Annotated in this window: 21 protein-coding genes; 20 read left to right on the top strand and 1 reads right to left on the bottom strand. The window is 37.2% G+C overall.

The window, feature by feature from the left end; genetic code table 11:
- Window position 1 precedes the first annotated feature (1 nt).
- The 20 genes from R2800_01355 to R2800_01260 all read left to right on the top strand — a co-directional run bounded on the left by R2800_01355 (window position 2) and on the right by R2800_01260 (window position 18,011).
- On the top strand, window positions 2–1,285 hold the full coding sequence (locus R2800_01355) for a sigma-54 dependent transcriptional regulator (protein ID MEZ5015671.1): 1,284 nt from the start codon (window positions 2–4) through the stop codon (window positions 1,283–1,285).
- 20 nt (window positions 1,286–1,305) lie between these two features.
- Window positions 1,306–1,806, top strand: coding sequence for an LptE family protein (locus R2800_01350; GenBank protein ID MEZ5015670.1), 501 nt, complete (start codon window positions 1,306–1,308; stop codon window positions 1,804–1,806).
- Between the two features lie 13 nt (window positions 1,807–1,819).
- On the top strand, window positions 1,820–2,881 hold the full coding sequence (locus R2800_01345; GenBank protein ID MEZ5015669.1) for a tetratricopeptide repeat protein: 1,062 nt from the start codon (window positions 1,820–1,822) through the stop codon (window positions 2,879–2,881).
- A complete protein-coding gene (gene secG, locus R2800_01340; GenBank protein ID MEZ5015668.1) occupies window positions 2,878–3,189 on the top strand; it encodes a preprotein translocase subunit SecG in 312 nt (103 codons plus the stop codon). The genes R2800_01345 and secG overlap by 4 nt, the downstream gene beginning before the upstream one ends.
- A gap of 77 nt (window positions 3,190–3,266) precedes the next feature.
- Window positions 3,267–4,349, top strand: coding sequence for an endolytic transglycosylase MltG (gene mltG, locus R2800_01335; protein ID MEZ5015667.1), 1,083 nt, complete (start codon window positions 3,267–3,269; stop codon window positions 4,347–4,349).
- A gap of 120 nt (window positions 4,350–4,469) precedes the next feature.
- Window positions 4,470–5,483 (top strand): type I glyceraldehyde-3-phosphate dehydrogenase, encoded by a 1,014-nt coding sequence (gene gap, locus R2800_01330; protein ID MEZ5015666.1) that lies wholly within the window; start codon window positions 4,470–4,472, stop codon window positions 5,481–5,483.
- Between the two features lie 74 nt (window positions 5,484–5,557).
- Window positions 5,558–6,769 carry a phosphoglycerate kinase gene (locus R2800_01325; protein MEZ5015665.1) on the top strand — a complete coding sequence of 404 codons (1,212 nt, stop codon included), beginning with the start codon at window positions 5,558–5,560 and terminating at the stop codon, window positions 6,767–6,769.
- Between the two features lie 115 nt (window positions 6,770–6,884).
- Window positions 6,885–8,579, top strand: a complete 1,695-nt coding sequence (locus R2800_01320) for a carbamoyltransferase C-terminal domain-containing protein (protein ID MEZ5015664.1) — start codon at window positions 6,885–6,887, stop codon at window positions 8,577–8,579.
- Between the two features lie 110 nt (window positions 8,580–8,689).
- Window positions 8,690–10,090, top strand: a complete 1,401-nt coding sequence (locus R2800_01315) for a T9SS type A sorting domain-containing protein (GenBank protein ID MEZ5015663.1) — start codon at window positions 8,690–8,692, stop codon at window positions 10,088–10,090.
- Between the two features lie 87 nt (window positions 10,091–10,177).
- Window positions 10,178–11,080 (top strand): DUF72 domain-containing protein, encoded by a 903-nt coding sequence (locus R2800_01310; protein MEZ5015662.1) that lies wholly within the window; start codon window positions 10,178–10,180, stop codon window positions 11,078–11,080.
- A 5-nt stretch (window positions 11,081–11,085) separates the two neighbouring features.
- Window positions 11,086–11,688 carry a hypothetical protein gene (locus tag R2800_01305; GenBank protein MEZ5015661.1) on the top strand — a complete coding sequence of 201 codons (603 nt, stop codon included), beginning with the start codon at window positions 11,086–11,088 and terminating at the stop codon, window positions 11,686–11,688.
- A gap of 97 nt (window positions 11,689–11,785) precedes the next feature.
- Window positions 11,786–13,000, top strand: a complete 1,215-nt coding sequence (gene sucC / locus R2800_01300; protein MEZ5015660.1) for an ADP-forming succinate--CoA ligase subunit beta — start codon at window positions 11,786–11,788, stop codon at window positions 12,998–13,000.
- Window positions 13,001–13,111: 111 nt separating this feature from the next.
- Window positions 13,112–13,771: a hypothetical protein gene (locus R2800_01295; protein ID MEZ5015659.1), complete on the top strand. Its 660-nt coding sequence runs from the start codon at window positions 13,112–13,114 to the stop codon at window positions 13,769–13,771.
- A gap of 9 nt (window positions 13,772–13,780) precedes the next feature.
- Window positions 13,781–14,080, top strand: coding sequence for a transcriptional regulator (locus R2800_01290; GenBank protein ID MEZ5015658.1), 300 nt, complete (start codon window positions 13,781–13,783; stop codon window positions 14,078–14,080).
- 44 nt (window positions 14,081–14,124) lie between these two features.
- On the top strand, window positions 14,125–14,604 hold the full coding sequence (locus tag R2800_01285; GenBank protein ID MEZ5015657.1) for a hypothetical protein: 480 nt from the start codon (window positions 14,125–14,127) through the stop codon (window positions 14,602–14,604).
- 8 nt (window positions 14,605–14,612) lie between these two features.
- A complete protein-coding gene (locus R2800_01280) occupies window positions 14,613–15,095 on the top strand; it encodes a hypothetical protein (GenBank protein MEZ5015656.1) in 483 nt (160 codons plus the stop codon).
- 10 nt (window positions 15,096–15,105) lie between these two features.
- The gene (creD, locus tag R2800_01275; protein ID MEZ5015655.1) at window positions 15,106–16,443 is read left to right on the top strand and encodes a cell envelope integrity protein CreD; all 1,338 of its coding nucleotides are present in this window, start codon (window positions 15,106–15,108) and stop codon (window positions 16,441–16,443) included.
- Window positions 16,436–16,798, top strand: coding sequence for a diacylglycerol kinase family protein (locus tag R2800_01270; protein ID MEZ5015654.1), 363 nt, complete (start codon window positions 16,436–16,438; stop codon window positions 16,796–16,798). Before creD ends, R2800_01270 begins: the two co-directional genes overlap by 8 nt.
- 4 nt (window positions 16,799–16,802) lie before the next feature.
- Window positions 16,803–17,438, top strand: a complete 636-nt coding sequence (locus R2800_01265; GenBank protein MEZ5015653.1) for a DUF1361 domain-containing protein — start codon at window positions 16,803–16,805, stop codon at window positions 17,436–17,438.
- Between the two features lie 99 nt (window positions 17,439–17,537).
- A complete protein-coding gene (locus tag R2800_01260) occupies window positions 17,538–18,011 on the top strand; it encodes a Dps family protein (protein MEZ5015652.1) in 474 nt (157 codons plus the stop codon).
- Between the two features lie 50 nt (window positions 18,012–18,061).
- Here R2800_01260 and R2800_01255 read toward each other — a convergent pair whose 3' ends face one another.
- A complete protein-coding gene (locus tag R2800_01255; protein ID MEZ5015651.1) occupies window positions 18,062–19,615 on the bottom strand; it encodes an FAD-dependent oxidoreductase in 1,554 nt (517 codons plus the stop codon).
- Window positions 19,616–19,641: the final 26 nt, after the last annotated feature.

Raw genomic sequence — 19,641 nt, 5'->3', positions numbered from 1 at the left:
TATGGAAATACAAAGTATAAAAAACAGGTTTGGCATTATTGGCAACTCCCCAGCACTCAATCATGCTTTGAGTACCGCAGTACAAGTAGCTAACACTGACCTTACTGTACTTATAGTAGGTGAAAGTGGAGTTGGTAAAGAAGCTTTCTCTAATATCATTCATGCACTATCTCCACGCAAACACAATTCTTTCATTGCTGTCAACTGCGGTGCTATACCCGAAGGCACTATTGACAGTGAACTTTTTGGCCATGAAAAAGGAGCCTTTACAGGAGCTGTAGATAGTCGTAAAGGGTATTTTGAAACGGTGAACAGTGGTACTATTTTTCTTGATGAAATTGGAGAATTACCACTTGGTACTCAAGCCCGTTTATTAAGAGTTTTAGAAAGTGGTGAATTCATTCGTGTCGGTTCATCAAAAGTGCAAAAAACCGATGTGCGTGTCATCACAGCTACTAACCGAGACCTACTGGAACAAACCAGAAAAGGTAAGTTTAGAGAAGACTTATATTACCGCTTAAGCACAGTACCTATTAGAGTACCAGCTTTAAGAGACAGGAAGGAAGATATCCCTCTACTATTCCGCAAGTTTGCCTCCGATTTTGGCGAGCGCTATCGTACTACATCAGTACAGCTCGACGCTTCGGCACAGCAAGTATTGATCAATTATACCTGGCCCGGAAATATTCGCCAACTGAAAAATATTGCAGAGCAAATATCTGTTCTTAGTATCGATAAAACTATTGACGCCACTCAGATGCAAAGCTTCCTGCCTACAGAAAGTGAATCGAGAGCTTTGGCATTATTACAACCATCGGGCATGCCCATACCTAACCCATCTGGCAGCGGGCATGAGCAAACCAGTAGTACTGAAAGAGATATACTTTACAAGCTCTTTTTTGACTTAAAGAAAGACCTTACAGAGTTAAAACAAATGATGTATAAACTTGTCAGCCCTAATGATGACAGCTATACACCTACCCCATCTGTTAGTAGTGAGAAGTTGCTACCTGCTTATAGTAGTAGCCCAGAACCAACCAGCCAACAATCCTATAATACAGGCACTGGCGGTACGACCCCAATTGTAATCCACACTCCATCTGGTGGTGCTGTAGATGTACATGAAGAGGTTGAAGAATCTTTATTATTAGCCGATAGAGAAAAAGAGTTTATCATCAAAGCGCTACAGAAACACAAAGGCAGAAGACGTGATGCGGCTAGTGAATTAGGCATTTCGGAGCGTACGCTGTATAGAAAAATTAAAGAATACGATATCAAAGAGTAATTTAGAGACAGGAATAGCTCATGTACAAATTCAGTATATATATCATTTTAGCTTTTTGCATTACAATATCCGGCTGTGGTATTTACAGCTTTACCGGTGCATCTATTGATGGCAAAACCATCAATATCCATACACTGGAAAACAATGCCCGTAATGTAGTTCCTACATTAAGCCCTGCGCTCACTTCTAAGATCAGAAGTCGTATTTTATCGCAAACTGGTCTTTCTCCTGTAAATAATAACAATGCTGATTATGATATATCCGGCTCAATAACTACTTATCAGGTTACAGTATCTGGAGTTCAGAATACGCAAACAGCGAGCTTAAATAGGCTTACTATAGGGATTTCTGTAAAATTTGAAAATAGATTAGACGAAAAGGCAAACTTTACACAAACATTCACGAAGTTTGCAGACTTCCCTGCTACACAAACCTTACAAAGTGCTGAAGCAGGTCTTATTGATGAAATAGGAGATTTACTGGCTACTGAAATATTTAATAAAGCATTCGTAAATTGGTAGACGAAATTATAATATGATTACATCTTCATCCATACCATATATCAGTAAGGCGCTTAATGAGCCCCAAAATATATCTGAAGCAGACGCAGAAAGTATTGATGCTTTAATACAAGCATACCCATACTTTATGCCAGCTAGGTATATGGATGCTGCCAAAAAACACAAAGGCTCACCTTATAACGAGGAGCTGATGGCTCAAATGCAGCTTTATTCAGGCAACTGGATACTTTATAGTGATTTCTTGAATGAAGTAGTAGATGGCGCTGATGTTGAAATGGCTAGCCAAGAAGCCCTAACATCTACTACTGAACAAACTGTAGTTGACAATGTGCCTGAACCGATTACAGAAGAAACTACTCAAACAGTAGAGGAAGCGCCAGTAACAGAAGCTGTCGAAACCAAAAACGAGCCTACTATCATCAGTAGTGAAAATGATAATGATACAGACGATGCTGATGACTTTAATCCTGTAAATACTGATTTTAACACAGGAGATAAGCCTTATGTCAGAAAAGAGAAGAGAAAAGACAGGAAGCCAATAGTAGAAGAGAGGATGATGACCGATAATGAGGATGATGAAGCACTAATTTTGCCTATTTATACGGACGATTACTTCCTACATCAAGGAGTAAATGTTTCTAACAAAATACCTGAAGACTTTGAATCGGCAGAAGGAGCTATCGAATCAGAATCAAATGAAGATGATGAGGAGAAGGCACTAATGGTGGTCATGAGCTTTGCAGAATGGCTCAACTTCTTCAAAACTAAAAAGCAAGCTGAAGAAGAAGAGGAAGAAGGTCAGAAAGCCTTAAAAACAATGTGGCAAAAAGAAAAATTGGCAGCCGCTTTGGAGGAAGAAGACGAAGAAATACCGGAAAATGTATTTGAAATGGCGGTCAACTCCATTTCGAAGGAAGATGGCTTAATTAGTGAATCTCTTGCCAATATCCATATAAAGCAAGGCAGGTACGATAAAGCCATAGATATGTACCGTAAATTAAGTTTGCGAAATCCGCAGAAAAAGGCTTATTTTGCGCGCAAGATCGAATATCTTATAAAAGAACAAGAACAATGATTACGCTAATAGCTATTTTAATATTATTAGGTTGTGTGGTACTAGGCTTTTTCATTCTAGTACAAAATCCGAAAGGAGGTGGCCTTTCTGGAACTTTTGGTAGTGTTGGTTCTCAAGTAATGGGAGTAAAACAATCTACTGACATCTTGGAAAAAGGAACATGGACAGCAATGGGTGTTATTGCTGCACTTTGCATTGTTTCTGTAATGTTTTTTGAATCTCCTAAAGAGACTAAAACAAATACACCACCCGCAACTAGCGCTCCTGTGCAACAACAACAAGCACCTGCAGGGCCAGATGCTCAATAGGAATAATTACTATAATCATTTTAAATAATTGATACCTGCCTAATTTTTCAGGCAGGTATCTTATTTTTAAGCCCATAATGAGCCGCTCAAGATTTGATACTGTACAAGATGTACCTACATCAAGAAAAAGAAAAAAAAGCAATAGATGGCTTAGTGTCCTTTTTGCATTACTAATTATTCTTGTATCACTAGGTGCGGTAGTGTACTACAAAACTTTTGGCCCTAATACTGGCAGCTTCAAGACAGGGGAATATTTATATATCTACACAGGCGATAATTATCAAGACCTCCTATCTACATTAGAAAGAGAAGGGTTTGTAAAAGATATTGTCAGTTTCAACTTACTAGCAAAACAAGCCAATCTCCCCAACCATGTGAAAGCAGGTAGGTACAAAATACAACATGGGGAAAATAACTATGACCTGATAAGGCAGCTACGCTCTGGGAAGCAAGCACCAGTAAACATAGTTATAAATAAGGTACGTACTAAGCAAGAACTAGCAGGCATCATTGGCCGCAACCTCGAGGCTGACTCTGCTTTGTTTTTAGAGCAAATATCCAACCCTGAATACCTCTCGGAGTTTGATCTTGACAGCAACACATTGCTTACTGCTATTATCCCTGATACTTACGAATTTTACTGGAACACTTCAGCCGACAGAGCTTTTAGAAGACTAGAAATCTATAAACATAAATTCTGGAATGCGGATAGACTTGTCAAGGCAGCACAAAAAAAGCTATCTCCTGAAAAAGTAAGCATTATAGCTTCTATAGTAGAGGAAGAAACCAATAACAATGAAGAAAAGCCACTCATTGCCAGTGTATATATGAACCGGGTTCGCTATGGTATGAAATTACAAGCCGACCCTACTGTAAAATTTGCTGTTGGCGACTTCACACTACGTAGAATATTGGACATTCACCTGAATCACGACTCTCCTTACAATACATATATGTATTTTGGGTACCCTCCAGGTCCTATTTGTACACCATCTAAGACTAGTATAGACGCCGTACTTAATGCTCCTGAAACAAAGTACTTATACTTCTGCGCCAAAGAAGATTTTAGTGGCTCTCATAGCTTTGCCAGTAGCTACAAACAACACCTGGACAATGCATCGAAGTACCATAAAGCACTTAATGAGAGAGGTATTAAGTAATTGAAGCACTAGTATATCAACCAGTTATACACCTATATATAGTAGTACCTTGGATATTATTTAGGTAGAACGTACCTTTGCCGCACAATTTAAAAAGTTCATATTAAATAATTTCACAGAATGAGTACAGTAAAAGTTGCCATTAATGGTTTCGGTCGTATCGGTCGTTTGGCTTATCGCCAAATTTATAACATGGAAGGTATAGACGTTGTTGCTATCAACGATCTTACTAGTCCTGAATTTTTGGCTCACCTGTTGAAGTACGATACTGCTCAAGGTCGTTTTGAAGCAAGTGTATCTAGCAGCGATAATTCTATCACCGTAAATGGTGACGAAATAAAAATATATGCAGAGCGCAACCCTTCTGATATTCCATGGGGAGAGCACGATGTAGATGTTGTATTAGAGTGTACAGGTTTCTTTGCTGATAGAGATAAAGCTGCTGCTCACATCAACGCTGGTGCTAAGCGCGTTGTTATTTCTGCTCCTGCTACGGGAGATCTAAAAACTATCGTATACAATGTTAACCACGAAATACTAGATGGTTCTGAAACTGTAATTAGTTGTGCTTCTTGTACTACTAACTGTTTAGCTCCAATGGCTAAAACTCTTCAAGACAACTTTGGTATCGTTACTGGTTTAATGAATACAATTCATGCTTACACTAACGACCAAAATACACTTGATGCACCGCATCCTAAAGGAGACTTCCGTCGTGCACGTGCTGCAGCTGCAAACATCATCCCTAACTCTACTGGTGCTGCTAAAGCTATTGGTTTAGTTATGCCTGAATTGAAAGGTAAACTTGATGGTGGTGCACAACGTGTTCCTACTGTTACAGGTTCTCTTACTGAACTAGTATCTGTTCTTGAAAAGAAAGTAACTGTTGAAGAAGTAAATGCTGCTATGCAAGCTGCTGCTAATGAAAGCTTCGGATATACTGAAGATCAAATAGTTTCTAGCGACATCATCGGTACATCATATGGTTCTTTGTTTGACGCTACGCAAACTAAGATCATGACCATGGGTGATACTCAGCTAGTTAAAACTGTTAGCTGGTATGACAATGAAATGAGCTATGTATCTCAATTGGTTCGTACGGTGAAGCATTTCGCAGGTTTGATTTCTAAATAATTAAATTTCAAAACTATATTGAAACGCTACCGTCATTTATTGCGGTAGCGTTTCTTTTATATAAACTATTTGTTATGAGCCAATTCAACGCTTACAATTTTCAGAACAAAAAAGCACTTGTACGTGTCGATTTCAACGTTCCTCAAAAAGACGGTAAAATTACCGACGATACACGCATACAAGCAGCACTACCTACAATAAAGAAAATCCTTGCTGACGGCGGTAGCGTTATATTAATGAGCCATTTAGGTCGTCCTTTAAAAGCTATTGCTAAAGACCCTGAATTGAGCCTTGCCAACTTTACACTAAAGAATGTACAAGCTCATTTAGCTACCCTTATAGATAATGAAGTATTATTTGCCGAGGATTGTGTAGGAGAAGATGCAACAACAAAAGCTGCTGATCTCCAAAATGGCCAGGTACTATTATTAGAAAATTTACGTTTTCACCAAGAAGAAGAAAAAGGAGATAAAGAATTTGCAGCCCAACTAGCAGCTTTAGGCGATGTATATGTAAACGATGCATTTGGTACTGCACACCGTGCACACGCATCTACGGCAATCGTTGCCGACTCTTTTTCTAAAGAAAATAAGATGTTCGGTCTACTACTAGAGGCTGAAATTGTAGCTGCACAAAAAGTATTGAACGATTCGCAAAAGCCTTTTACAGCTATCATAGGTGGAGCTAAGGTTTCAGATAAGATCATGATCATTGAGAACCTACTTGATCGTGCAACAGATATAATCATAGGAGGAGGCATGGCTTATACTTTCTTCAAAGCGCAGGGAGGTGACATAGGCAGCTCTCTTGTAGAGGACGACCGTATGCAAATGGCCATTGAGCTGCTAGAGAAAGCAGAAAAGAAAGGAGTACAGATACACCTACCTAGTGATAGTATTATCGCAGATAAATTTGCTGCTGATGCGCAAACCTCTTCTGCCAACAATATGGAAATACCTGACGGATGGATGGGCTTAGATATTGGGCATTTCGCTTGCGATACTTTCTCTAAAGTTGTCAAAGACTCTAAAACCATTTTATGGAATGGGCCTATGGGTGTTTTTGAAATGGAAAAATTCCAACACGGCACTAAATGTATTGCCGATGCAGTAGCAGAAGCTACAGCAAATGGAGCTTATTCTCTTGTAGGTGGTGGTGATAGTGTTGCGGCTGTAAACAAGTTTAACTATACCGACAAAGTAAGCTATGTATCAACTGGTGGAGGTGCTATGCTAGAGTTTTTTGAAGGAAAAGAATTACCCGGAATAGCTGCTATAAACAAATAAAAACTATACATACTATTCATAAAAAAGCCTCACAATTAGTGAGGCTTTTGTTATTTAAAGCCATAGATTAATAATACTTTTAGTAGCTAAACATACCTGACCAAGACATCACCATATGGCTAAAAAAAATAGCATTTATATACTAGGTACCGGCTTATCACACAATGGTTCGACATGTTTACTTAAAGACGGCAGAATAGTAGTAGCAATAGAGAAAGAAAGACTTACAAGAATCAAACACGACGGAGGCAATGATCATCAAACAGTACAATACTGTTTGAATGCCGCAGGAATTACCATTAACGATTTAACCCTCGTGGTACAATGTGCCAATTTTGAAAAAGACATTGACATCTCAAAATATATGGGGAAGCGTTTTTTCCCTGACAACTATCAAGTACCTGTAGTAACAATATCTCATCATTTAGCACATGCTTATAGCGCTATTGGCACCAGTCCTTTTGAAGACAGCAATGTCCTGATCATCGATGGCTGTGGAAGTCCTATCGAACAGTGTGACGATATGAATGGTGCTAAAATACACGTCCCGGATTCTATGGCTATGATAGCTGAAAAAGACAGTTATTATCGATACCAAGATGGTATACTTAAGTCATTATATAAAGACTTCTCAGAATTCAAACCACCTACCGGCAGTAATATTCATTTGCCTACAACACGGCATTCTATTGGAGGGCTTTATAGCCTAATGAGTAGGTATGTATTTGGCAATATGAATGATGTAGGCAAACTAATGGGGTTAGCCCCCTATGGAGATAGGAAAGCATACACTACTCCCCTATTTCACCTAAAAGAAGAAAGAGTATTTGTAAATGAAGACGCTTTCTCCATATTGAATAATGCTTCAAAAGGGTTCGAGGATTTCAAAAGGCGATTTAAGTATTTTGCAGATATAGCTGCATGGACGCAAAAAGAGGTGGAGAAAGCCATCCTCTACACTATACGATCCAGGTTGAGTTTTAATTACAACTCCAACTTATGCTATGCTGGGGGAGTAGCATTAAATGCAGTAGCTAATGCTCGTATTTTAAAAGAAGGGCTAGTAGACAGTTTATATATACAACCAGCCGCTGCCGACAATGGCATTGCAATAGGTTGCGCCTACTATGGATGGCTGAAAACATTAAAAAAAGAAAAAGTAACACATAACGGATCTACTTACTTTGGAGCAAGCTATTCAGAACAAAAAATACTCAATGCCATTATCGGTTATGAGAAAACAAATAGGCTTAATATCAATTACAGTATTGACAAAAACGCTATTGTAACTGCAGCGAAATATTTAGCGGAAGGTAAGATCATTGCTTGGTATCAAGACGGGGCCGAGTTCGGACCAAGAGCTTTAGGCAATAGAAGCATTCTTGCAGACCCTCGTCTTCCATCCATACAATCCTTCATCAATAAAGAGATAAAATTCAGAGAAGACTTTAGACCATTTGCACCATCTGTATTAAAAGAGGACGCCTCCAAATATTTCAAGTATGCTTATGATAGCCCTTACATGATACTGGTTGACGAAGTATTAGAAGAACATCGAAAAGCACTTGCAGGGATAACACATAACGACAATAGCGCTCGTGTACAAACTGTAACAGCAACTAGCAACCCAAAGTACTATGAGTTGATAAGTGCATTCAAAAAAGAAACAGGTTTGCCTATACTGCTCAATACATCTTTTAATAAACGCGGCATGCCGATTGTTGAAACTCCTGAAGAAGCTATCAGTTTATTTTACGAAACTAAACTTGATGTATTAGTAATGGGAAACATTATTCTAAATAAGAATTGACAACCAGACATTCCTTTTCATTTCACTTTGCCACAAAAATGCCATATTCCCTGAAGTTACAGACTAGTATTCACTTTTTCGTAAATTACAATACATCTAAAAGCTATGTTATGAAACACCTTATCGCAACTTTATGCTATTTAGCCCTAATAGCTCAACTTTCTCAAGCACAAACACATGTAAGTGGTCAAATTAGAACTAACACCACTTGGACTAAAACTAATAGCCCATACATAGTAGATTCAAAAGTAGAAGTTGCCAATAATACATCCTTAACTGTAGATCCTGGAGTGACAATAATTATGAAGGCTACAAATATTGTTATTTATGGCAATTTAACTGTAAACGCTACCACTCAAGATCCCGTAAGAGTTATTGCAGACCCAAAAGAATTATCTAGTATTGATTTTAACGAGCAGGCTTTTTCTAAAACGAACAAGGATACTTTACAATTGCAAAATATGTTGTTTGAAAACGTCGGTATAAATTTTTTCAAGAACGGACCTAGTTTGATGTTTTCTAACAACAAAATAAAAGGAACTACAAATGTAACTTGGGAAGCTGGCTTAGGTGAATCTTTTATTTTTAATAACAATCATGTAGATGCCGAATTCATGATTTATATGACTGGCAATACACCAATTGAGCCTATTGAACAAATAGTAATAAAAAACAACAAATTTGAAAACAGTATTAAACACATGGCAGTTCTATTTTTAAACTGCACATCAAATAAAGGAATCATTATAGAAGAAAACGAATTTCTTAATAATGGTACTGCTATTAGAGCTAGAGGAAATAAAACAACAACCATAACAAAGAACAACTTTATTGGTAACCATCTATGCATTGACGATAAAGGGCAAAGTGCTAGCATAAATGTTAACCATAATATATTCATGTCTAACCTTAAAGCTATAAGAGTGTACTCTAACGACTTTGACATTCAACACAACTCAATATATTATAACAGACAAGGCATTAGCCTATTAGAAAACAATACACCTACAACCTATACTCCCCCCAACATTATTATTGAAAACAATTGTATTTATGAAAACATAGAATATAGCATAAGATGGGGTAATACTAACAATTGGTCTTTAGGTAATAACTGGTGGGGCACCACAGATACTAATAAGATAGATAGTGCTATTATCGACTTTACAGAAGATTTTAAGTTAGGTAAGGTTTCCTATGGTATAATGGCAAAAAAAGATGGTTCTTGTAAGACGATTACCCTCCCACCCACATCTATACAAGAAATAAAAAAGAATAAGGATGTATCAATATACCCCAACCCATATAGTAATATTGTCACTTTTGACTTTGGGACAACGAGCGTCTTATCTATATCTCTATACGACATAACTGGAAGAGAACTAGTATCAAAGACCAACCCTAATACGAATGTGAAATTTGATACTGAAAATCAACCTAGTGGAGTATACATTTATAAGATAACCTTCTCGGATAAAACTACTCAAACAGGTAGACTCATAAAGCAGTGATAATTATTAATTATTTAAAGCCATACTAACCTCACAAATTGTGAGGTTTTTTATCATTAATTCTTATCAATGTTTTAACTTGAACTCATGGAATTTGGCAAAGTCACGGAACAAGAATTAGAACAAATAGACTTCTCCTTACCTAAAGACCCAAAGGTTACTACGGAGGTTCTAAAAAAAGGAAAAGGAGATACCAAGTTTTATATAGGTTGTGCTAAATGGGGAAGAAAAGATTGGGTAGGTAAATTATACCCTCCCAAAACAAAAGAGAAAGACTTTTTAGAACATTATGCTCGCACATTCAATTGTATTGAGTTCAATGCTGTATTTTATAGGATGCCCTTTCCTACGGACGTTCAGAAATGGAAAAGTAAAGTACCTGAAGGCTTTCTATTCTGCCCAAAGTTCACCAATACCATCACTCACTTGAAACGCCTAAAAAACGTTCATTTTGAAACGGGGAAGTACCTGGAAGCCATTACTACTTTTAAAGATAATCTTGGACCTATATTCTTAATGCCGCACCCTCAGGTTGCACCTAAACATATAGATACCCTTAAAGAATTTGTTGAAGCTATGCCTAGCGATGTGGCTATGTTTACAGAATTAAGGCATACTGATTGGTATAAGGAAGGATACCATGATGAGTTTTATAATTTCTTGAGAGGACAGAATAGAGGTACTATCATTACAGATGCTGCAGGTCGAAGAGATTGTGTTCATATGCACCTCAGTACGCCTGAGTGCTTCATTCGTTTTGTTGGAAATTCGCTGCACCATTCCGACTATGAGCGTATTGACGAATGGGTACAGCGCATTAAACAATGGATGAAACAAGGATTAGAAACTTGCTACTTCTTCATGCACCAGCACGAGGAGTTGCACTCACCTGAATTGATCAAATATCTCATAGAAGAATTGAATAAACATTGCGGCACGTCTTTAAAGCCACCACAACTATATACAGATAACTCAGGTAAACTGTTTTAACTAACATGAAAGCCTTATTACACATATCCGCCCTTCTCTTGTTATTTTGCAGTTGTACTGATAATGATTATTACCACAACCCTTTTGAGTATGACAAAATCATCCATTATTCTGTAACATTAGACGATGATGAAGTTGACACCTACTATCAATCTATAAGCGACATAGATGAAGCCGACTCTATAAAGAATGATTCGCTTTTTAATAAAGACCTCTACGATATAGTTTTTGAGCATGATAAAATATCATCACTATCAGATGTTCATACCATTAGCAAACTTGCTGAGATAGGCTTTACAAAAAGAGAGATTCCCTCTCATAGCTACTCCTCGATCGATAGTACATTTCGCTTCAACAAAACAGATGTATATGAAGAATCTTTTTGCGAGCCTATTTACCGAGACATACTAGTTTTTAAGATGGGTAATACTATTACTGGATGGGCTAAATATTGCTTTGAATGTAACAAACATGACTTTGTAGGTGCTGACTATATCTACAAGATAAAACCTTATAACATTGATTATAACAGACTTGAGCAGATATTAAAGCCTATTAACAATGCCAGTAACACTAAAGAAGAACTTATAGAGGAAGAAATATTTTAGTTATCCCCACAATCACATTAAACTAATCTACTATTCGTTTAAATTTCATTGGTATAGCTCCCTATTTTAAATTATCTTCGCACAAAATTTTGCTATAATGAACTTGCACGAATATCAAGCTAAAGAGCTATTAAAAAGCTTCGGAGTACCTACACAAGACGGTATAGCTGTAGAAAATGTTGAAGAAACTGTAAACGCTTATAACAAAGTAGCTGCTGATACCGGCGCTAAATTTGCTGTTATTAAAGCTCAAATTCATGCAGGTGGCCGTGGTAAGGGTACCATAAAAGAAGCACCTGAACAACATGGTGTTGAAGTAATTAAGAGTGCAGATGACGCTAAACGCGTTGCTGAGAACATACTAGGCAATACACTCGTTACTATCCAAACAGGAGAAGCTGGTAAGGTTGTAAATAAGCTATTCGTAGCTCACGACATGTACTACGATGGACCTAGCGAGCGTGAAGAATTTTACCTTTCTATATTGATGGACCGTTCTAAAAAGCAGAACGTGATCATGTATAGCACTGAAGGCGGTATGGATATTGAAGATGTTGCACACAATACTCCTGAAAAAATATTCAAAGAGTGGGTAGCACCAAATATGCCATTACAAGGTTTCCAAGCTCGTAAAATAGCATTCAACCTAGGCTTAAGCGGTACTGCATTTAAAAACTGTGTAAAATTCGTATCTAACTTATATAACGCATACGTTAGTCTTGATTGTGAAATGTTAGAGATCAACCCTCTATTCAAATCGAGCGACGACAAGATACTAGCTGTAGACTGTAAGATGAGCATCGACGAAAGCTCTCTATACCGTCACAAAGATCTTGCAGAAATGCGTGATAAAACAGAAGAAGATCCAACAGAAGTAGAAGCTGGTGAGTACAACCTAAACTATGTAAAGCTAGATGGTAACGTAGGCTGCATGGTTAATGGTGCCGGACTAGCAATGGCTACGATGGATATGATCAAGTTAGCTGGTGGTGAGCCTGCAAACTTCCTAGATGTTGGAGGTAGCGCAAACGCTGAAACAGTAGAAGCTGGTTTCCGTATCATCATGAAAGACCCTAATGTTAAAGCAATTCTTATCAACATTTTTGGTGGTATCGTTCGTTGCGACCGTGTTGCTGCTGGTGTGGTAGAAGCTTATAAAAACTTAGGTAATATTGATATTCCGATCATTGTACGTTTACAAGGTACAAATGCTGAGGCTGCTAAGGAATTGATAGACAACTCTGGTCTTGAGGTACAGTCTGCAATTCTTCTTAGCGAAGCCGCACAGCTAGTACAAAACGCTGTTAGCTAAGCGCACAATGCATTTATAGAATTCAAAGCCACCCAACTGGGTGGCTTTTTTATTTTTTTAACATGGATAATTAAAATTCTTTTATTTACTTTGCAGTTCAAAGTGCTTTATATGAATCAAAATTCACAAGAAGAGTCTTTACAAACCCTATCTGATATAAAACGGATAATGGAGCGTTCTGCACGTTTTTTATCTCTAAGTGGCTGGAGTGGTATATGGGCAGGTATTGTAGGATTAATATCTGCAGCAATAGCCTACAGTTGGATCGCCGACCTAACTACAGCTGACTACTATAACTACAGAGCTACAAAGGGAGCAAGCATAAGAGCTGGCCAGCTTACTGGGATAGATGTTCAGTTTATTGCATTAGCAGCCATTACATTTATTGTAGCATTGGCAGGAGGCATTTACTTTACTTGGAATAAAACAAAGAAACAAGGATTAAAAATATGGAATAGCGCTTCGAAAAAAATGCTGGTACAAATAGCAATACCGTTATGTGCCGGAGGTGTATTTGTATTGGTATTTTTATTTAATGGCTTGGAAATGTATATAGCGCCTACCTCTCTAACTTTTTATGGGCTAGCCTTACTAAATGGTAGTAAATATACCTTATCAGACATTCAATACTTAGGCATATTAGAAGTACTTTTAGGCTGTATTAGTCTTTTGGTACTCGGACACGGATTAATATTCTGGGCAATAGGTTTTGGACTATTACATATTATATACGGTGTAATAATGTGGAACAAATACGATAAAAAACAATAAGCATTATTAATGGGCAGCCCAATTAACAACTTAAATAAGGTTTTTGAAAGCCGAATACGGATAGGCATTATGAGTGCGCTTGTAGTTACAGACCAAGTCAACTTTAATGACCTCAAAGCCTTAATTGACGTTACTGATGGCAACCTATCATCTCATTTAAAAACACTGGAAGACAATGGTTTTATCAAAGTACAGAAGGGTTTTGTTGGGCGAAAAACCAATACTACCTATTCGGTTACTAAAGCAGGAGACAAAGCATTTAGAGATCACCTACATGCACTAGAACAAATTATCAATAAACTAAATTAATATTTTTTTGACTATTTTACTCTGAAATACAAAGTACTTTACAAATGAAAACAACTTTGAAAATATGGCTACAAAGTAGAGCCTTGTTCGCATTACAGCTATTGATAGTAGTGCTAATAACGGTAACAGCTAGTAGCCATGACCTAAATGCACAGCAGTATGTGATGAATGGGGTACAGTTCTACCTATCAGCATTATTGCTAGAAGCCTTATTCACGTCTCCACAAATAGGATTTCATCTTGGCTTGTTAGAACTGCTAAAGGGAGAGCAAAAGCGGAAAATAGACATTATGGTTATTACCATAATAAGTACAGCTACTTTATTATACACTAGCTCCTGCTTAATGATATTCTTTTTTAAGAAAATAGCATTTTTAAAACCTGTATTGCAAGACCCTATTTTTTATCAGTTAACCGCAATCTCAATTATCATCTCACTAACCAACATTTTGCTGCAACGCCAAAGTATTTACACCTACTGTAACACACCTATCAATATTGACATCAGACATTTTACTAAATAAAAAAAACTATGAACCTTGCTTTTAAAATATGGCTAAAAACACAGGGCATATTCTTAACTATGCTTTATGTCATTGCTATATCAGCAACAATAATTGGCGTGTTGCAAAACGAATTTGAACTAGAATTTTACATCATGCGCCTAGTGTTAGTACCATTAGTAGTAATAGTAGTAGAAGGCTTCTTCTCTATACCTAGCATCTTCTTAATAGCTCTAATCATAGAGTTACTTAAAAGTACTAAGGCCACTACTGAAGAGAAGCATGTGATCCTAATCATAGGGACAGTTATTTCTTTTTATATCTGTGCCCTATTAATGATACTTCTATTATTCCAAGAAGAGTTTCTAGATATAATCCAAGACACAATATTTAACCTATTCACTATAGGCGTGCTGGTTGCATCATTAATAAGCGTAGTACAACATAGAAGAATCATAACGGAAAACAACAATACAAGCATAAAAGAAACATCTACTAATAACCAATACTAAAAACTATAAAATGGAACAGAACAACAAAACCAGCATCTTCGACAAAAACAGAATTTTAATAAAAGGATTCCTAATAGGCTTTCTTATCCTACTAATGCTCATACCTAAGTTCATGGTCAATGACGTGATCAATGAAAGAAGGCATTATCAATCAGAAGTAGTAAAAGAAGTGAGTAGCAAATGGGCTGGCGAACAAGTAGTAGCAGGACCAATATTAGTAGTGCCTTATAATAAACACTCCATCGCCAAGGATGGCAAAAAAGTTACGACCAAAAAGAAAGTATACATACTTCCTGAAAAACTAAAGATAAACGGCGAGGTAACTACAGAAACTAAAAAACGTAGCATTTACCATGTTAGCCTTTACCGTTCAGACATGACACTTGAAGGAAATTTTTCTTCATCACCTATTAAAAAACTAAACATCAATCCTGATGATATTATTTGGAATGAAAGTAGACTAGTAATGGGCATTAGTGATGCCAAAGGACTGGAGGAAGAAGTAACACTAGACTGGGCAGACAACACATCTATAATGGAGCCAGGCATCCAAGGTGCTGAAATTTTTGATACAGAACTGGGGGCAAACATAAAACTGAACCTTGAAACAAATAGCCAATTTAATATTAAACTTAAAATGAAAGGATCTTCGGACTTACAATTTGTACCTGTAGGCAAAACAACGGATGTAATGCTATCATCTAATTGGAAAGACCCTTCATTCAATGGCTACTACCTTCCCGACACAAATAACGATACTGATGGTTTTAAAGCTAAATGGAGAGTACTACATGTATCCCGTAGTTTCCCTCAATACTGGGATGGCTATAATAATAAGAACACCAACAAAATGTACGACAATAGTTTTGGTGTAAAGCTAATACAACCAGCCGACCATTATGCAAAATCTAACCGTTCCATCAAATACGCTCTACTAATAATAGCACTCACTTTTACTGTATTCTTTTTCATGGAGGTAATACAGAAAATACGCATACACCCTTTACAATATATTCTTGTCGGCATGGCTTTGATCATATTCTATACCCTATTACTCTCTATCTCAGAATATATAGGATTCAATAGTGCTTATATGGTAGCAGCAGTAGCAACTGTAGCCCTTATAGGCCTCTATGTATGGAGCGTTATCAAGAAATGGAAAATTGCTATTGGCTTTACGTTCTCATTAACTGCTCTTTACGCTTATTTATTCATGCTTATTCAACTTAAAGAATACGCACTTATTTCAGGCAGCATAGGCTTGTTCTTTGTCCTTGCCATTATTATGTACTTCTCTAGGAAAATAGACTGGTACAGCACTAACAAACAAATAGAAGATCATGAATAAGAAATCAGATTCACCTAAAGCAAGAATACAAAGTTTCTCGTACGCAATTCGTGGGGTTATTGCTTTGATACGTCAAGAGCCCAACGCTAGGATACATACTATTGCTACAATAGTTGTGATTATTGCAGGCTTTATAAACCAGCTATCCACTCATGAGTGGATAGCTATAGCCTTTGCAATAGGCATTGTATGGATAGCAGAAGCATTGAACACTACAGTGGAAATGTTATGCGACCTCTATACCAATGGCGCATATAATACTAAAGTAAAAGTGATAAAAGACATTGCTGCAGCGGCAGTATTGATCTCATCATTAACAAGCATCACTATAGGTTTACTCATATTTTTAAACTAGAATAATGGATTTTTTACTAAAATATAAATGGCTACTCCCCTCTTTAATATTTAGTATTACCCTTACCATTGTAAGAATACTTTATACAGGACACAGCCTATACTTTTGGATGAACTGGAACTTACTATTAGCTATAGTACCACTATACATAAGCTACAAGGCTAGCACCACTCAAAAACGTAGTCACCGTTGGCTATTGGGTTTTATCTGGTTATTATTTTTTCCTAATGCCATATATATGGTTACAGACCTGTTCCACTTATCTCCTACTTATACTATCCCACTATGGTACGATTTGTTGTTATTGTTTTCCATGGCTCTAAATGGGATTGTCCTTGGGCTACTATCCCTTAACAATATAGAAAAGACGATAAGCTCTGTATTTAAAAAGAAGGTTATGCACTTCACTATTTTCTTATTGCTTTTCTTATGCGGTTATGGTATCTATCTAGGCAGGTATGAGCGATGGAATAGTTGGGATATTATAACCCAACCCTACTTATTATTCAATAGTATGGCCCATCATATCATACACCCTTTTCGAAACTTAGAAGTGTGGGCTATTAGTTTTACTTTTTCTATTTGGATGTATCTTTTGTATCAATACATCAATAAATTTAAACAGTACATACACGGATAACATCATTCTTTCTTAACCCACCATTAAGGATACCTATTAGTATACACATTATCATTTTTGTATTTTTGTAGTCTAACAATAGACAAAATTTTTGATACTATGACAGCAAAAAATCAAATAGGTTTAGACTTAGCAAAATCAGAAGAATTAGGAAAAAAACTAAACATACTATTAGCCAATTACCAACTTTTCTACATGAACCTTAGAGGGTTTCATTGGAACATTAAAGGGGAAAAATTCTTTGAATTGCATGTAAAATTTGAAGAACTATACAATGATATACTACTAAAGGTTGATGAAATAGCAGAACGTATAGTAACAATAGGAGTTACACCTTTACATTCCTATTCATCATTCCTAGCTGAAGCTAAAATAAAAGAGCATACCAACATTACAAATGGCAAACAATGCGTGGAGCATATCGTCACCGACTTTGGTATACTACTGGAACTTGAAAGAGAACTATTAGCTATGTCTGGCGATGCTAACGATGAAGGAACGAATGCATTGATGAGTGATTATATCAGAGAGCAAGAGAAACTAATATGGATGTATAATGCATTCTTAAAATAAGCAACATTATTTTTTTCAAGCCTAGCAAATGCTAGGCTTTTTTATTTATCCTAGATAGAACGTACAGCTGCTTCTGCACAGCGCTCTCCATCAATAGCGGCGCTAATAATTCCGCCTGCGTATCCAGCGCCCTCGGCACATGGATAAAGCCCTCTTATCTGGGTATGCTCTAAAGTTTCTTTATTGCGTGGAATACGAACTGGCGAGCTGGTACGAGATTCTGTAGCTACCATAACGGCCTCATTAGTATAGTAGCCTTTCATTTTCTTACCAAAGTACACTACAGCCTTTTGCAAAGCACCATGCACCTCCTGTGGTAAAACATCTTTTAAACTATGACTACTTAAACCAGGTAGATAAGAGTTGTTGGGCAAACTACCAGACACATTACCTTTTACAAAATCAACCATACGCTGTGCGGGAGCAACAAGCTTTCCTCCTCCAACTTCATAAGCTTTTTGTTCTACCATTTGCTGGTAATACATACCTGCCAAAGGACCTGTAAATCCGTATGTAGCAAAATCTTTTTCATCAACGCTAACTACAGTACCCGAATTGGCATATGGGTTGTTCCTCTTTGAAGGAGACCAACCATTCACCACTATTTCGTTAGGGTTAGTAGAAGCTGGCGCAATGATACCTCCTGGACACATGCAAAAAGAAAACACTCCTCTACCATTCTGTTGAGACACTAAGGAATAGCTGGCAGGCGGTAAGTAGTCTCCTCGCAAATCACAATGATATTGCACACTATCAATTATAGATTGAGGGTGCTCTATCCTAACCCCTAATGCATAGGGCTTACATTCTATTTCTATCCCCTTATGGTGTAACAATTCAAAAATATCCCTAGCGGAGTGCCCCGTGGCTAATATTAAGCTAGTACATGTTATATGATTACCAGTGACGGTTTTCACACCTGCAACTCGATCACCATCAATTACGATATCTGTTAGTTTTTCTTCAAAACGAACCTCTCCACCACAATCTATAATCGCTTCTCTCATCTTAGTAATGATCTGAGGAAGTTTATTTGTTCCTATATGTGGATGAGTTTCGTAGAGGATATTCTCCGTAGCACCAAAGTGATGAAATAATTGTAGGATACGAGGCACATTCCCTCGCTTATTAGAGCGGGTATATAGCTTTCCATCACTATAAGTACCTGCCCCACCTTCACCAAAACAATAATTTGATTCAGGGTTTACAACACCTTCTTTATTGATAGCAGCTAAGTCTCTACGTCTACTTCTTACGTCTTTACCTCTTTCTAATATTATAGGCTTAAAACCAAGTGCAATTAACTTGAGTGCTGCGAACAAGCCTGCGGGACCAGCTCCTACTATAACCACATGAGGAGCATTATTAACCTGCCTTAATTCCGGATCGAATGGGATATCTTCCGGCTCTTTTTCATCTATAAAAACATCTACTTGCAGTACTATCTTTACCTGCTTCTTTCTAGCATCAATTGATTGCTTTTTGATCTTATAGCCTGTAATACGTTTAGAACTTACCCCGAGCTCTCTACTTAGCAATTTCATTACCTCTTCAGAACTGGCAGCAGCAGAAGGAGACAATTGTATATTTAGTGACTTTATCATTTGCGTTAGGTTTTTATCCTAAAAAG

Source organism: Flavipsychrobacter sp. (assembly GCA_041392855.1).
Lineage (GTDB): Bacteria > Bacteroidota > Bacteroidia > Chitinophagales > Chitinophagaceae > UBA5543.
This window is presented reverse-complemented; position numbering and strand designations above follow the sequence as displayed.

Bases quoted from the DNA above. Each gene is read 5' to 3' on its own strand.
- R2800_01355 (MEZ5015671.1), top strand. From the start codon at position 2: ATGGAAATACAAAGTATAAAAAACAGGTTTGGCATTATTGGCAACTCC.
- R2800_01350 (MEZ5015670.1), top strand. From the start codon at position 1,306: ATGTACAAATTCAGTATATATATCATTTTAGCTTTTTGCATTACAATA.
- R2800_01345 (MEZ5015669.1), top strand. From the start codon at position 1,820: ATGATTACATCTTCATCCATACCATATATCAGTAAGGCGCTTAATGAG.
- secG (MEZ5015668.1), top strand. From the start codon at position 2,878: ATGATTACGCTAATAGCTATTTTAATATTATTAGGTTGTGTGGTACTA.
- mltG (MEZ5015667.1), top strand. From the start codon at position 3,267: ATGAGCCGCTCAAGATTTGATACTGTACAAGATGTACCTACATCAAGA.
- gap (MEZ5015666.1), top strand. From the start codon at position 4,470: ATGAGTACAGTAAAAGTTGCCATTAATGGTTTCGGTCGTATCGGTCGT.
- R2800_01325 (MEZ5015665.1), top strand. From the start codon at position 5,558: ATGAGCCAATTCAACGCTTACAATTTTCAGAACAAAAAAGCACTTGTA.
- R2800_01320 (MEZ5015664.1), top strand. From the start codon at position 6,885: ATGGCTAAAAAAAATAGCATTTATATACTAGGTACCGGCTTATCACAC.
- R2800_01315 (MEZ5015663.1), top strand. From the start codon at position 8,690: ATGAAACACCTTATCGCAACTTTATGCTATTTAGCCCTAATAGCTCAA.
- R2800_01310 (MEZ5015662.1), top strand. From the start codon at position 10,178: ATGGAATTTGGCAAAGTCACGGAACAAGAATTAGAACAAATAGACTTC.
- R2800_01305 (MEZ5015661.1), top strand. From the start codon at position 11,086: ATGAAAGCCTTATTACACATATCCGCCCTTCTCTTGTTATTTTGCAGT.
- sucC (MEZ5015660.1), top strand. From the start codon at position 11,786: ATGAACTTGCACGAATATCAAGCTAAAGAGCTATTAAAAAGCTTCGGA.
- R2800_01295 (MEZ5015659.1), top strand. From the start codon at position 13,112: ATGAATCAAAATTCACAAGAAGAGTCTTTACAAACCCTATCTGATATA.
- R2800_01290 (MEZ5015658.1), top strand. From the start codon at position 13,781: ATGGGCAGCCCAATTAACAACTTAAATAAGGTTTTTGAAAGCCGAATA.
- R2800_01285 (MEZ5015657.1), top strand. From the start codon at position 14,125: ATGAAAACAACTTTGAAAATATGGCTACAAAGTAGAGCCTTGTTCGCA.
- R2800_01280 (MEZ5015656.1), top strand. From the start codon at position 14,613: ATGAACCTTGCTTTTAAAATATGGCTAAAAACACAGGGCATATTCTTA.
- creD (MEZ5015655.1), top strand. From the start codon at position 15,106: ATGGAACAGAACAACAAAACCAGCATCTTCGACAAAAACAGAATTTTA.
- R2800_01270 (MEZ5015654.1), top strand. From the start codon at position 16,436: ATGAATAAGAAATCAGATTCACCTAAAGCAAGAATACAAAGTTTCTCG.
- R2800_01265 (MEZ5015653.1), top strand. From the start codon at position 16,803: ATGGATTTTTTACTAAAATATAAATGGCTACTCCCCTCTTTAATATTT.
- R2800_01260 (MEZ5015652.1), top strand. From the start codon at position 17,538: ATGACAGCAAAAAATCAAATAGGTTTAGACTTAGCAAAATCAGAAGAA.
- R2800_01255 (MEZ5015651.1), bottom strand. From the start codon at position 19,615: ATGATAAAGTCACTAAATATACAATTGTCTCCTTCTGCTGCTGCCAGT.